The sequence below is a fragment of the Brevibacillus sp. BC25 genome, assembly GCF_000282075.1.
GTDB lineage: Bacteria > Bacillota > Bacilli > Brevibacillales > Brevibacillaceae > Brevibacillus.
Map to the genome: position 1 here is coordinate 1 of NZ_AKIX01000077.1, position 12906 is coordinate 12906.

15 protein-coding genes are annotated in these 12906 nt (G+C 48.2%); 3 read left to right on the forward strand and 12 right to left on the reverse strand.

Translation table 11 applies throughout. From position 1 onward, the window contains the following. From PMI05_RS19870 to PMI05_RS19885, 4 genes are all read right to left on the reverse strand, one after another. Positions 1 to 365 (reverse strand): SRPBCC domain-containing protein (locus PMI05_RS19870; RefSeq protein WP_007725584.1); only part of this gene is annotated, 365 nt, incomplete at its 3' end. Continuing rightward, positions 362 to 691, reverse strand: a complete 330-nt coding sequence (locus PMI05_RS19875) for a helix-turn-helix transcriptional regulator (protein WP_007725586.1) — start codon at positions 689 to 691, stop codon at positions 362 to 364. The genes PMI05_RS19875 and PMI05_RS19870, both read right to left, overlap by 4 nt. Positions 692 to 757: 66 nt before the next feature. Further along, positions 758 to 1180, reverse strand: coding sequence for a DoxX family protein (locus tag PMI05_RS19880; RefSeq protein WP_007725588.1), 423 nt, complete (start codon positions 1178 to 1180; stop codon positions 758 to 760). 253 nt (positions 1181 to 1433) lie between these two features. Beyond that, complete coding sequence (locus PMI05_RS19885) at positions 1434 to 2102, reverse strand: MBL fold metallo-hydrolase (protein WP_007725593.1); 669 nt, start codon at positions 2100 to 2102, stop codon at positions 1434 to 1436. Between the two features lie 183 nt (positions 2103 to 2285). Between PMI05_RS19885 and PMI05_RS19890 the strand changes: the two genes are divergently transcribed. Together PMI05_RS19890 and PMI05_RS19895 are read left to right on the forward strand one after the other, a co-directional pair. Next, on the forward strand, positions 2286 to 3074 hold the full coding sequence (locus tag PMI05_RS19890) for an alpha/beta fold hydrolase (RefSeq protein ID WP_007725594.1): 789 nt from the start codon (positions 2286 to 2288) through the stop codon (positions 3072 to 3074). A 13-nt stretch (positions 3075 to 3087) separates the two neighbouring features. Then, the gene (locus PMI05_RS19895; protein ID WP_039961059.1) at positions 3088 to 3345 is read left to right on the forward strand and encodes an alpha/beta fold hydrolase; all 258 of its coding nucleotides are present in this window, start codon (positions 3088 to 3090) and stop codon (positions 3343 to 3345) included. A gap of 49 nt (positions 3346 to 3394) precedes the next feature. On the opposite strand, the gene PMI05_RS19900 is transcribed toward PMI05_RS19895, so the two are convergent. From PMI05_RS19900 to PMI05_RS19910, 3 genes are read right to left on the reverse strand one after another with little or no spacing between them, the layout of a single operon-like run. Then, positions 3395 to 3859 (reverse strand): hypothetical protein, encoded by a 465-nt coding sequence (locus PMI05_RS19900; protein WP_007725595.1) that lies wholly within the window; start codon positions 3857 to 3859, stop codon positions 3395 to 3397. A 45-nt stretch (positions 3860 to 3904) separates the two neighbouring features. Then, positions 3905 to 5287: a ribonuclease H-like domain-containing protein gene (locus tag PMI05_RS19905; RefSeq protein WP_007725596.1), complete on the reverse strand. Its 1383-nt coding sequence runs from the start codon at positions 5285 to 5287 to the stop codon at positions 3905 to 3907. Continuing rightward, the gene (locus tag PMI05_RS19910) at positions 5277 to 7559 is read right to left on the reverse strand and encodes a DEAD/DEAH box helicase (protein ID WP_007725597.1); all 2283 of its coding nucleotides are present in this window, start codon (positions 7557 to 7559) and stop codon (positions 5277 to 5279) included. The genes PMI05_RS19905 and PMI05_RS19910 overlap by 11 nt, the downstream gene beginning before the upstream one ends. A 142-nt stretch (positions 7560 to 7701) precedes the next feature. On the opposite strand from PMI05_RS19910, the gene PMI05_RS31655 reads away from it, so the two are divergent. Then, positions 7702 to 7827: a hypothetical protein gene (locus PMI05_RS31655; protein ID WP_007725598.1), complete on the forward strand. Its 126-nt coding sequence runs from the start codon at positions 7702 to 7704 to the stop codon at positions 7825 to 7827. A 218-nt stretch (positions 7828 to 8045) separates the two neighbouring features. Here the strand turns inward: PMI05_RS31655 and PMI05_RS19915 are convergent, their stop codons facing one another. The 5 genes from PMI05_RS19915 to PMI05_RS19935 form a co-directional block, all read right to left on the reverse strand. Next, positions 8046 to 8996, reverse strand: a complete 951-nt coding sequence (locus PMI05_RS19915; RefSeq protein WP_202949268.1) for a D-isomer specific 2-hydroxyacid dehydrogenase family protein — start codon at positions 8994 to 8996, stop codon at positions 8046 to 8048. A 17-nt stretch (positions 8997 to 9013) separates the two neighbouring features. Then, on the reverse strand, positions 9014 to 9862 hold the full coding sequence (locus PMI05_RS19920) for a sugar phosphate isomerase/epimerase (RefSeq protein ID WP_238543331.1): 849 nt from the start codon (positions 9860 to 9862) through the stop codon (positions 9014 to 9016). Positions 9863 to 9942: 80 nt separating this feature from the next. Then, positions 9943 to 10677: an HAD hydrolase-like protein gene (locus PMI05_RS19925; RefSeq protein ID WP_007725601.1), complete on the reverse strand. Its 735-nt coding sequence runs from the start codon at positions 10675 to 10677 to the stop codon at positions 9943 to 9945. A gap of 41 nt (positions 10678 to 10718) precedes the next feature. After that, a complete protein-coding gene (locus tag PMI05_RS19930; RefSeq protein ID WP_007725602.1) occupies positions 10719 to 12044 on the reverse strand; it encodes an ABC transporter substrate-binding protein in 1326 nt (441 codons plus the stop codon). A gap of 32 nt (positions 12045 to 12076) precedes the next feature. After that, entirely contained in the window at positions 12077 to 12898 is an 822-nt protein-coding gene (locus PMI05_RS19935) for a carbohydrate ABC transporter permease (RefSeq protein WP_238543332.1), read from the reverse strand. Between the last annotated feature and the right edge of the window lie 8 nt (positions 12899 to 12906).

Sequence of the window (12906 nt, forward strand, 5' to 3'; positions counted from 1 at the left end):
CCACCCAGTGCTTGAGCATTTGAGATTCCGGTTTGTTCGAGATGAAGGTTAACCTTTCCGTTCTCTAAATCCTGCAACGTCCAGGTGACCGTGTGCTTCTCTCCTCCACTGCACCAAGTATAGGACAGCCTGTGTGGTTCTTCCACGATAAGCACTTCGCCGTCAACAATTCCATCCCAATATTCGGTCGGCTGAGTGCGAAACTGAAAGTGGTGTCCGATGACGGGCTTAAAATCATTTTCCATCGCCTGTCCAGTGTGGATGTTGACCATCCACTTGGTAAGCTTGTTTGCATCAGTTAAAGCGGACCAGAGCTTCTCCATCGATGTCTTATACTGAAAATCCAGGGATAATGTTAAACTCATTCTTCTTCCTCCTCTAAAAATTGGTTCAGGCGTAGCATATTCGTACTCCAGAACTGCGTATAGAAAGCCAACCAATCTTGAATTTCTCTAAGTGGAGCGGCGTTTAGCCTAAATCGGGTTTCTCTGCCTACTTTTCGGTCAAGTACCAGTCCGGCCTCTTTAAGGATTGTCAAATGCTTGGATACCGCTGTACGCCCCATTTGAAACTGTGCCGTTAATTCATGAAGCGGCATCTCCTCTGCCTCTGCTAACAGGCGAATCAATCGACGCCTGGTTGGATCCGCAATCGCATCAAACACATCCCGCAACTGGTTGTTTTCGCTCACAACACTCCCTCCAAAATCTGATTTTCTGTAGTATGGTGGGGACAACCGTTAATTACTGCAACCTCCCTAAAGTTTGCGGCTCATCGGACGTAGCGCCCACGAGGCGATATTTAGCGCAGCATAAGAAAGCGGAAGGATCATATAAAACCCGTACTCTCCATAATCGTTCGCTAGCGCATGAGATAAAGCCGCACCAGTCATTAAAAAGAAGATACCAGCGTGAACCCATTCTTTAAGCCGAGGAAAACCTGGGATGACGAGAGCAATGGCTCCAAGCACTTTCCAAATCCCGAGAATGATCAAGATGTATAGCGGGTAACCAAGATTCGTCACTAACTCGATGTTTCCTCCAAATTGCATCAGTTGCCCAATACCACTTAACAAAACAGCTACTGCGAGTAGTAATGTAACTGACCAATAAGCAATCATTTTTCCTCGGGGCTTGGTTTCTGCTTTCGCGATTGTTTCTGCACCGTTAATTTGGCCCATTTGTTTCCCCCTCAAAATGGTTTCAAGTGAAACTTATTCAAGTCCCAAACTTTCCAAATGACTAAACCTTTAATTGGACACCAAATAGTGTCACTTTGATAATACGACACCTTTTAGTGTCCTGTCAATAACGTCCTTTCGCACTACTTGAAACCCGAAGTCAGTGTATTTGTCCCCTGACTACATGCAAAAAAGCATCGGCGCGCTAATGCCGAAGCTTGATGATTGTCATTCGAATCTAGATAACTGCCTGTTAACGTAACCCTTGACTAAGTTCTACGATCCTACCCTTCACATTTCCATTGCTAAGTCCCCCGTGGTAACAAACCACAGATGCAATGTCGAGGTCTATATACTTTTTCACCGAGAGTCTAGCTGCATTCATATCTGGTGTGGTCGGGACATGAATGCCTTCGAGAAACCCGTTTACACTGTACATCGAGTCCCCGGCAATGAGGATCTTGCTTTGCTTTACATACAGGCTGATATGACCGGGAGTATGCCCAGGAGTATGAATGACGCGAATCCCACCGCAAAAGGGCAGTTCCTGACCGTCACTCACGGTATAGTCCACTCTGCCTTTCGGAGGATTCTCAAGGTGACCGTCTTTTAGAAGCGGTATTTCCCCCTGAATATACGGTTTATCCAGTTCATGTGCATAAACGTGAACATGCTCTCCGCACTCCCGCAAAATCTCAGGAAGACTGCCGATATGATCCACATCCTGATGCGTCAAAATCACAGCTTTTAGCTTGTCGAACGATACGTCTACCTTTTCCATTGCCACGCGTAAATCATCCATTTGTCCTGGGAATCCGGTGTCAATTAAAACAGCCATGTCTCGATCCCACAAAAGAACGGGGTGAATGATATTCCCATGAAAATCTAGATGAAGCATTTCTACTCCCTTTGAAATTTCCATCAATCAGCCCTCCGTAAAACTTAATTTTTACGTAAGGTTATATTATTATGTTGGTTTTGTTTTTGTCAACATCTGTAAACTTCTTTTGTATAAAGCACTAGAGATAGCAATCCAAAAGAAACGAACTTCGGTCAAATTAGATAAAATTGCCATTGTAAAACGTTAACGAAAGGAATGAAGAAAATGAAGACGATCCAATCAAAAGACGGCACTACGTTAGCTTATGATGTGTATGGCAGCGGGCCTGCATTACTCTTCATAACAGGCGCAACTTGTTTTCGTTCATTTGAACCAGTCTTGCATGATGCTCACGTATTTGCAGAACAATTTACCGTCTATCATTATGATCGGCGCGGGCGAGGCGACAGTGGCAACACGCTGCCGTACGCTTTTGAACGTGAAATTGAAGACATTGAAGCTATGATCGATACAGCTGGAGGCTCGGCTTATCTATACGGTCATTCTTCGGGTGCTATACTGGCACTTGAAGCTGCCATGAAGCTGGGCAACAAAGTGAGCAAGCTAGTTCTGTACGACGCTTCCTATTCAAGCAACGAGGTGGACCAAAAAGAATTTAATGAGCTCGGGCAACGCGTGAACAATTTGCTTGATACTGGCAACCATAGTGAAGCGATAAGCCTCTTTTTGGAAGGGATCGGTATTCCTAAAGAAGTGATTTTCTATATGCAGCAATCCCCGCAGTGGGAAACCATGGTGGCACTTGCCCCTACTCTTGCTTACGACATATCGTTGGCCAGCGATCTCCCGCCTCTTGAAAAGGCCCATCAACTTCGTGTCCCTACTCTCATTATTGTTGGTGAAAAAAGCCCTGCCTCCTTGCACGATGTTGCAAGCCAATTGAGCCAAGCCATTCCTCATGCACAGTGCAGTCAACTTGCAGATCAAGACCACATGCCTAACCCTACTGTTTTGCTTCCGTTACTCACGGGTTTTCTTACTCACAATGAATAGGTGATACCTTTTTTTGGCGACAAGTATAAGGTTCGCACATGCTACTTCTTCGCGCAGCGCAAGCAAGCTCCCAACCGATCGATGGAAAGTGAACGCCCCAACATTCATCATGACAGGGGAAAACAGCGGGCCGTTTTTCGATGACGCAGCCAAAGCACTCGCCGAACTGCTGCCTCTGGCTAAACATCAAACGCTAGCAGGGCAAGATCATTCGGCAGTCGTGATGGCTCCAGATGTCCTGGCAAAAGCAATCGTTAGTAGATGTGAATGAACACTATAGACCGTTTGCTCGGAAAACGCAGTAAAAACCCCCTTTTTCGTCAGGGGGCTTTTTGCAGTTTCAGGGGGATTTGTTCTTGATGCTCTCCCCGATCATCTGTCCATTTTATATCCATCTTCAACTCAGAGAAGTAATATTCGAGCTGTTCTTTCGGCGTATCTTTTGCAGGAAAATCAGTCGAGAGAAGGTTCGGGTACTCCCTAAAAAGCAGAAACGGTTGCTTATCATTGAGCTTTTTTATAGATTCGTGGTCGAAATTACCGCTCGGATTACCGTTAACTAGATGAGCCTCGAAATGGAGCTTCGTGACGTCATTCTCCATTTTCTTCGTCAAGTAAAATGGATAAACAACATGTGTGTGTTCACTCTCAGTCGGCCTGATCTCCATGACCACGCTCCAATTGTCGCTCTCCCCCGTAAAGGTGTGAACCCAGTCGTCATTCGCAGAGCAACCGCCAACGCCCAGTAACAACACCGCAAACAGAAAGTAGACAATCCTTCTCATCCTACTCCCCCTCTGATTCGTCAGGTCTTCGGACCACTTCCCTCATCACTCTTGCTCATCCGCCCAATCCAAAAATCCGGACAACAGGCTCTCTTCTTCCGCTGCATTTCCGCGAAGCTTTGCTTCTAACCGATCCATCCGCTTGTGATACTCCTCTGCGTCGGCCTTGGACCTGTTTCGCAACAGACTCCCGCGCTTCTTCCACTGCTCATACGCTTGCTTCGTATAGTGCAAAGCCTTCTCCCAATCCTTCATCTGGTGCTCGTACAGCTTGGCAGCCTCAATATATACCTCTTCTGGGACATATCCGGTGGACTGGATGCACGACTCCCAAACGATTAGGGCTTGATGCCAATCCTTTTGCTTTTTATACAGATGACCGATAGCGAGCTTGGCCCGGTTACTCCACGCATGCTCACTGTCTGCGACGAGACGATAGCCTGCCATAGCGGCATCCTGATCCCCAAGTGCGTCGTACCATCTGGCAATTTCGTAGCTTTCCTCGAGAGAGACCGTTACACTCCCTTGCCCTACCAATAGCCGCGTCATATGAATGTACATCGTGATCAGAGACAGGACGTCCGTCTCGTTATGCCGCAGCACGCCTTCGATAACATCAGGGTCTTGGGCGTGCAAAAAGTCGAAATACCGCACCGGTGCCAAATAGCCGGGCAAATCATCCTCGCGAAAAACATCCAGCTTTTCCTGCTCGATGATACCCAATCGGCACGATTCCAGCTCCGCCTTCCACAGTCTCCTCGCTCCGTGCAAAAGGTCAAAATGACCAAAGGTAGGCAAAGCAGGCACTTGATCGCGCACCAGTGTATGCCTCGTCCGCACCTGCGGCCAGTCAAAGGACTTTCCGTTAAAGGTCACCAGATGCGAGGACTTCTGTGCTTGCTCCAAAAACGATTGATACAAGGTCACCTCTGCATGTGGGCCCGGGAGAAAATGCTGGCGCACCACGACGTGCTCCCCCTCGAAACGACTGTACCCCAAAAGAAAAATCGCATTTCCTGCCCCGCCTGACAGCCCTGTCGTCTCCGTATCGAAAAACAGCAAGTCTTCTGGCTTCCTGCCCTTAGCGGACAACGGATGCTCTCGACCTGCCCCCTCCCACATACGGATCGCCTCATGCAGCTCGGAAAAAGCGTAAGCGCCATGCTGCTGATCGATCGGATAGCGAACCTCGCGAATCATGACGTACTCGTCATCCCAGATGTAGGGTGATGCCTGCATTTCCTTCCACTTGTCGGCAAAAGGTATCTGTAGCTCAGCGCTGCTATCCGCTGGTACGGCCGAACTCGACTCTTCCTCCGGTTCTTTCTGGAGAATGGGCCTTACCGCTTCGACTGCTGGCGCTACCGCTTTGTCCGTTTCCAGCGAGAGATGTCCCTTCATCCGTTGCAGCTTGGATTTAAGAGACATAAGTACTTCCCCCTTGAGCGATTCGCAGCAAGGTCATGGCGAGCCCCTTGCTGCCGTCATCTGTCGCTCCCACACAAGACGGACAGCCTGACTCACACGGGCAAGAGACAATCATCCGCTCTGCCTGGGTCAAAATCGTCTCCATTTCCTTATACACTTGCTCGCTTAAGCCGATGCCGCCCGGATAACGGTCGTACAGAAAAATAGTCGGCTCCTGCGAATGAACGGCCTTTCGTTGCGGTATCACGTGCAGGTCCATCGGGTCGCACATGACAAACAGCGGAGCTACGTGCTGCAACACATGCGCCAAACCGACCAAGCCACGTTCCACATCCTCTGTCCCGATCTCACCAAGCAGCGCTTCGGAAAAGCCGATCCACGCTGCATTTGTATGCAGCTCCTCTTCCGGCAAATGAATCGGTCCAGAGCCGATATTTTCATGCGTTTCGAACTTGATTTTCTTAAAGATCGTCGCCATCGCATTCACAGCCACTTCGCCATAAGCCAACGTGCTCTGTGCATGACGACGGGACTGATCCTGCTCCAATACTTTGAGCGAGACGGCCAAATTGGCGTCCGTGTAATAATCGACTTGGACTTCCCGGACATACGCCTTCTTTTCCTCGTAGTCCAGCTTTTCCACCTGGAATTGCGTACCTTGATGCAGGTAGATGGCCTCGTCATGCAAGAGCGTCATGGAGCTGAAACGGTCCATTTCCCCGATGACACGCTCATTTCCCCGTTCACTGATGTCGATGATCACGACATTTTCCTGCGAAGCTGACCGCAGACTGATGTTGTGGGCCGGGAATGAATCATTCATCCAGAACCACTTGCCCCGCGAGTAATGAAGCACCTGCTCCTCGGTCAAAAACTCCAAAATCTCCACGATTTCCGCGCGCCCGAATGTATCTCCCTCACGAAACGGCAGCTCATATGCCGCACATTTGAGATGATCCACCAAAATGATCAGGTTATCGGGATTGATCCGCGCTGTCTCAGGACTGCGATCGAAAAAGTACTCTGGATTGGCGATCACATACTGATCCAATGGCGTGGAGCTGCCGACCATAACGACGACGGATTCCCCCTGCCGTCTTCCTGCCCGTCCTGCCTGCTGCCATGTGCTTGCGACCGAGCCCGGATAGCCAGTAATGACACATGCCTGAAGCTGCCCGATATCTACTCCGAGCTCCAGCGCGTTGGTGCTGACCACGCCCATAATGTCGCCATTGCGCAAGCCGCGTTCGATCTCTCTGCGCTGGCTCGGCAAATAGCCGCCACGATACCCTTGGATCGTTTTCGGACCAAGCTTGCGGCGAATCAACTCCTGCAAATACGTCAGCAAAATCTCTACACGTACACGGCTTCTCGCAAACAAAATCGTTTGTATGCCATTGATCAGAAATTGCTCGGTAATGTCTCGCGCCTCCAATGTGGCACTGCGTCTAATATTGAGCTGCTTGTTGACCACAGGCGGATTGTAGAAAAGGAAATGCTTGATGCCAGACGGAGCACCATTGTTGTTGACCAGCTCTACCTCTTCTTCTGTCAGAGCTTCTGCCAATTGCTTCGGGTTGGCGATGGTAGCCGATGTGCAAATAAATTGCGGGTGGCTCCCATAAAAGGCGCAGATGCGCTTCAACCGCCGAATGACATTGGCGACATGACTGCCAAAAACGCCGCGATATGTATGCAACTCGTCAATCACGATGTATTTGAGATGCTCGAAAAAGGACACCCACTTGGTGTGATGGGGCAAAATGGCGGAGTGCAGCATGTCTGGGTTGGTGATGACGATATTTCCTGCTTTGCGTACCATCTGCCGAATATTTGCAGGCGTATCACCATCATATGTTTCGGATTTGATCGAAAGGCCCATTTCCGTAATCAGCTCGTGGAGCTCCGCCTTTTGATCCTGCGCTAAAGCCTTGGTTGGGAACAAGTAAAGAGCACGTGCTTGCGTGTCCTCCGATAACGTCTGGAGGATCGGCAAATGATAGCACATGCTTTTTCCTGAAGCCGTTGGCGTTACCGCGACGATGTGTTTGCCTTCGCGTACATGGCGAAAAGACGTTTCTTGATGCGTGTATAAGGAGGGAATGCCTCTATTCGTCAGGGCATCTCGAATTCGTCCGTCCAGTTCACTTGGAAATGGAACGGACTTTGCTTCACGGGCAGGAATGACCCTCCAATGCGCAATGTTATCGCGAAATCGTTCGTCTGTTTTTATGTGATCCAATATGGCTGCGATATTTTTTTTCACATTCATTTTCGTCACCTTCTTGCTTCCATTTTACGAATGGACGTTCGGTATGTAAACATGGAATAATGATCCACACTTTGAACTCAAGTTGTGGACGAGCTAAAGTCGCGGGAATATATATAATATTAATTGGAGGTGATTACCCTTGATGTTAGAATTAGTAATTCTCCCTTTGATAGTTGCTTTGCTATTACCAATCGCATTCGGTGTAAAAAAAATTACAATGCAAAATGATAAAATAATTGAACTCCTAGAAGAATTGAAAAAGCGTTAAAAGCTATTTCTAAAATTGCTATGTATTGCACCAACTTTATCGACAACGTCCCAAGGCATGGCACAAGTGAACGAAAAATGCTGAGCTCCCCTTACGTCCCGATACGATTTCACTCGTGGATGTAAAGCTGGAGCTTTTCGGGGGAAATTTGTCCAAGATCCGGGAGCATTAAAACGAACCGGGACCAGTCTCTGATGACTGATCCCGGCTTTTTTTGTTTAGGAAAGCTGATTTAAATGACTATGCGGCGTTTCATTTCGTTGGATTCGCTGTATGTTTTCCACAAAAAATTGGTACCTTTTCTCGTGGAATTTGGTTCCGTCAGGCATGCCTGCTGTATGCGGCGTCAGCACGACATTTTTCAAGGCACGCAGCTCACTGTCCACGCTGAGAGGTTCTACTGTGAACACATCGAGGCAAGCTCCGCCAATCACATTGTTTTTCAGTGCTTCGATCAAGTCCTCTTCACAAATGATCGGCCCTCTCGCTGTATTGACGAGAAGTGCATCGTTTTTCATTTTAGCTAAAAACTGCTTGTCCACTAGATGTCTTGTGGATTCGTTCAGAAAAATGTTCAGGGTGATCACGTCAGATTTGGCAATCAGCGTGTCCAGATCAACCATTTCGGCATCATCGCTTTGCCTGTTCGGGTTGGTGTCGTACGCAAGCACCTTCATCCGGAAGGCTTTTGCCAGCTCCGCTACGCGAGAGCCGATGGCGCCAAAGCCGATGGTACCGATGGTTTTTCCTGCGAGCTCGCCACCGACGTAGACGAGCTTGGTCTCATCCTCACGATTTTTCATCGCTTGATCGAGATAAGCGATGTTTTTGTAATACCCCAGAATGAGCGCCATAATATGCTCAGCTACTGCGTTTGCATTCACGCCAGCCGCGTTGCTCACCCAAATATTTTTCTTCGTGCATGCCTCAATATCCACGTTGTCAAAGCCCGCACCCGTCTGGACAAACTTCAAGTTGTGCGCTTTGTTCAGTAACTCTTCGTTTACTTGGATATGCTCGGGAATCAACACATTTGCTTCGCTGATAAATAACTCGATCTGCTCAGGCTCCACGATTTGGATGCGCCAATCCTGCGGAAACGCTTGTGTCACGCGTTGCTTGGAATAATCGGTAAAGTATCCCGTAATCAATACATTCACTTCTGCCACAGCCCCAGTCTTTTCGTTTATGCATTGGCCCATGCTTCGTAAAAAGCACGTTTTACATTGGCGATTACCAGCATAGGCGATTCATTCTCAAAGCGCCCCACCTCAAAGGTCATAACTGGCTTCCTAGTCGGTTTTGGGCTATTGAAAAAATCAATGTCATTGAGCGTCGTGATGAACGTCGTCAGCTCATTCACGCCAACCTCTGAATCCTTTACGTGAAAAGGGAGGTGCTTATCCCCGAAATAGCTGGCTTGCCTGTCTTTCAAGTAACAGTTTCCGAGATGAATGTGCGTCAAATAATCTTTGGCCAGCCACAAGGATTTGTGCGGGTCTTCGCCCATAATCGGCAAATGGCTTTGATCCAGCAAGAGGCCAAAATTGTCGTACTCGCTGCGGATCACGTTTGCTACATGCACCGCCTCATGAGTAGGTCCGAGCAAATAGTTGCGGTCGACATACCGATCCCCGATCTCCAAAGAAATGCATAGCTCGTACGTATCTGCTTTTTCTTTTGCGTACTTGCACAGCTCCATAGCTGAGGCAATAAACGCCTGGATGTTTTTTGGCTTGTTTTCCTCGCCTTGAAATTTACCCGTTACGATATGCATGATTTTTGCGTTCATTTCATAGCAGTGGTCGATCAGCATTTTGCCTGATTGGATAGACTTGTTGCGAACGACCGGGTCCAAGGAGCTGAGATCAATCTGCAATTCACGGGCTGCATCTCCGCCGTTGAAAATAACCTCTACACCACTGTACGCCATATACTTTGCGGCGAGCTGCCTCGTCTCTTTGTCCGCGATATAGGACACTTCCACTGCCGTAAAGAATGGGTCTTCCAGGATCGCAAGGAGACTCGAAAGCATTTGTTCAGGCCGGCTCTGTGAAAAAGGAAACAGCTTAGGCAAGACTATGCCGATACTCGCCATCTTCTCCACAGGGTAAATCATACGATTTTACCGGACAAAATCAGCTCTGGCAGTTCTTTTACGGTGTCGAGCACATGCGTATGATAGTACTTGCCCCATACCTCGATTGGGGTCGAGCCTTGCATCACGCCGATGACCGCTTTGCAGCCTGCGTTGTAGCCTTCAAGCATATCCGCTGGCGTATCGCCGAGCTTAATGACTTGTCTGACGTTTTGCACGTTCAAATATTCCATTGCCTTGAAAATCATGAACGGAGCTGGGCGTCCTTTGCCTTCTGGTACCATATCCAGGTCTACTGCGTAATCGATCAAGCCGTCCTTCACCCAACCGAGCGACTCCATGATGACGCTGTTGATCTCTTTATGGAACCCTGTCCCAGTCGCTACCTTGATGCCATTCTCCTGGCACCATTTCAGAGTTTCGGTTGCACCCGCGATTTCGCGGCAATTTTCTTGATAGAACGCAATCATGTATTCCGTGTATCGCTCATACAGCTTAACTGCTTCCTCGTGTGTCGAGTTGTCGATATCGATTTCAAAGTTTTTGAAGTCGATCATATTTCCTTGTGTTCTCGCAATCAAATATTGATAGAGATGAATCTTGTTCGTTCCCATATGCGTGCTGATTTCATCTGGTGTCACGTTTAATCCGTATTCCACAGCCGCTTTATGCAGACAATCTCTCACTGCGTTATCGTCCTCTACCAGCGTTCCTGCCAGATCAAATACAGCCAATGCGATACCGTTTTTCATTTTTCCATCTCTCCTGTTCGCTATGTTTTATGTTTTATGATTTATTGCTTCAGTGCTTTGTCGAGTTCTTTTTGTGCCTTTTCCTTCGCCACTTTGAGCGCTTCTGCGGCAGGAATGTTTTCGATCAGCACCTTGTCCTTCGCCAACTCAATTTCTGCATAAATTTTGCCGCCTGTTGGGTCTACAAAAGGAGCAATTCCATTTGTCTTCGCCTGTTCCAAAGGCACCGAGAAGTACGGATTTTCTTTCAATTTGTTCTGGTAAATTTCTGTGTTCACGGCGCTGTCCCGAATTGGAATATAGCCTGTCTGTACGGCCCAGTAAGCTGTTTTTTCTGCTTCTGAGAAGTACTTCACGAATTCCCACGCGCCCTCTTGCTGTTCTTTCGAGGATGCTTTGAACAGGTTGAACATGACAGAAATTGCGACGGGTCTAGGTGGTTGTCCATTGAAGCCTTTTTGCATGCCAGTTGCTACCTTGGTGAAATCCAGATCGCCCCCGTCACCGGAAGAGCCTGTGTAACCTGCGGACTTTCCGTTCATCACGTTGTCGATGGTTTTGTACCACCATTCCCAGCCATTGCCGCCATAGACGGTATCCATGATTTTGTCCTCATGAATGTACTTGCGAATGCTGTCCCACGCATACACCCATTCCTCCGAGTCGATCGTGATAGTCTTGCCGTCTTCGCTCACGATATCGCCGCCAGCAGAACGAGCGTAGTCGATCATATGCTCCGTGTACCACATGATGGACCAGCCGTTAATTCCCTCTTTTTCTTTGATGAGCTTAGCTGCATCCGCCAATTGCTCGAAGCTCGTGAGCGCATTGTAGTCAATCTTGTATTTGTCAAAAATATCTTTGCGGTAGTACATCATTTGTGTACTGACATAGGCAGGAACACCCAGCATCGTATCGTTGTACTTCCCTTGCTCTAGCAGCAGAACATCGTCCTTTTTATACTCCGGCTGATTGATATGCTCATCCAACGGCAGCAATGCTTCGCTTTTCGCCAGCTTCATAAATTCCGGATACGCATTGATCGCCAAGGCTGGGGGCTTGCCTGCTGCCAGCGAGGCCTGGAGTACCTGCAACGTCTCGCTGTAGTCACCTTGAACAATCGGAACGACTTCGTATTTTTCATTGCTGCTGTTGAAGTCCTGCACGATTTTTTGCATCGTTTCCCCGAGCTTGCCGCCGAGGCCGTAGTAAAACTCCAGCTTGATTTTCTCGTTCGGGCTGGATGCTGCATTTGCGTTGCTGTCAGACGCAGCATTGTTCGAACAACCGACGGCTCCGGTAAAAATAAGCGCAGAACTCAGGATGGAAAGAATGACGCTCTTGGTGTTTCGCTTCCGATTTTTCACAATGACTCCTCCCAGTAAATAGCTGTCTTGGTCTATTTGTTGACATACAGATTAGCCATGGAATGAATAATTCTTTTGCTTGCGATTGCGAGCAGGATCAGCATAGGTGCTAGTGAAATCGCACACGCTGCCATCGCCAGTGGGAAGTCCATCCCGTAGCCCGCCTGACTCATAAACAACCGCCGCAATCCAATCGTAACGAACATGTTTTCCTCCGACTTGATCAAGAGCGAGGGCCACATATAGTTGTTGTAGCTGTAAATAAAAGTGATCAACACCAGCGAAGCAATCGCGTTTTTGCAATACGGGATATACACGGTGAAAATGAGTCGTAGATGCCCCGCCCCATCCAGCTTGGCAGCATGCACCACATCCTTTGGCACCTGGGCAAACGACTGCCGCAGGAAAAAGATGGCGAAGATGCTGATGAGCTCGCTGAGAATGTAACCAATATGCGTATCCAGCAAATTTGCTTTGGACAGCAAAATAAAAGATGGAATGTACGTTACTGCAGATGGAAGCATGTACGTCGCCAAAATAAGCACGAAGCAGTACCGAACCCATCTTTTCTGCGCCGTCGCGAAAACATACGCCGCAAAAATCGCGGTGAAAATTTGAAAAACGATGATGATCAGGCTGACAGAAATGCTGTTCCACAAATAAAGCAGCATCTTCGTTTCCGTGAATACGCGGATGTAATTCTCAAAATGAAAGGTGGAAGGCAGCAGGCTCCCGCTGTACACCTCGCTTTTGGGCTTGATCGAAATCAAGAACATCCAGAGAAACGGAAACACCATCAGTACGCTTAACAAAATTAACATTGCATAATTTATGCCTGTTTTTAATTTTGCCAAGGACAAAG

What these genes read in the sequence shown, in the direction of transcription:
- PMI05_RS19880 (WP_007725588.1), bottom strand. Translation starts at nt 1,180, where the DNA reads ATGGGCCAAATTAACGGTGCAGAAACAATCGCGAAAGCAGAAACCAAG.
- PMI05_RS19885 (WP_007725593.1), bottom strand. Translation starts at nt 2,102, where the DNA reads ATGGAAATTTCAAAGGGAGTAGAAATGCTTCATCTAGATTTTCATGGG.
- PMI05_RS19890 (WP_007725594.1), top strand. Translation starts at nt 2,286, where the DNA reads ATGAAGACGATCCAATCAAAAGACGGCACTACGTTAGCTTATGATGTG.
- PMI05_RS19900 (WP_007725595.1), bottom strand. Translation starts at nt 3,859, where the DNA reads ATGAGAAGGATTGTCTACTTTCTGTTTGCGGTGTTGTTACTGGGCGTT.
- PMI05_RS19905 (WP_007725596.1), bottom strand. Translation starts at nt 5,287, where the DNA reads ATGTCTCTTAAATCCAAGCTGCAACGGATGAAGGGACATCTCTCGCTG.
- PMI05_RS19910 (WP_007725597.1), bottom strand. Translation starts at nt 7,559, where the DNA reads ATGAATGTGAAAAAAAATATCGCAGCCATATTGGATCACATAAAAACA.
- PMI05_RS31655 (WP_007725598.1), top strand. Translation starts at nt 7,702, where the DNA reads ATGTTAGAATTAGTAATTCTCCCTTTGATAGTTGCTTTGCTATTACCA.
- PMI05_RS19920 (WP_238543331.1), bottom strand. Translation starts at nt 9,862, where the DNA reads ATGCTTTCGAGTCTCCTTGCGATCCTGGAAGACCCATTCTTTACGGCA.
- PMI05_RS19925 (WP_007725601.1), bottom strand. Translation starts at nt 10,677, where the DNA reads ATGAAAAACGGTATCGCATTGGCTGTATTTGATCTGGCAGGAACGCTG.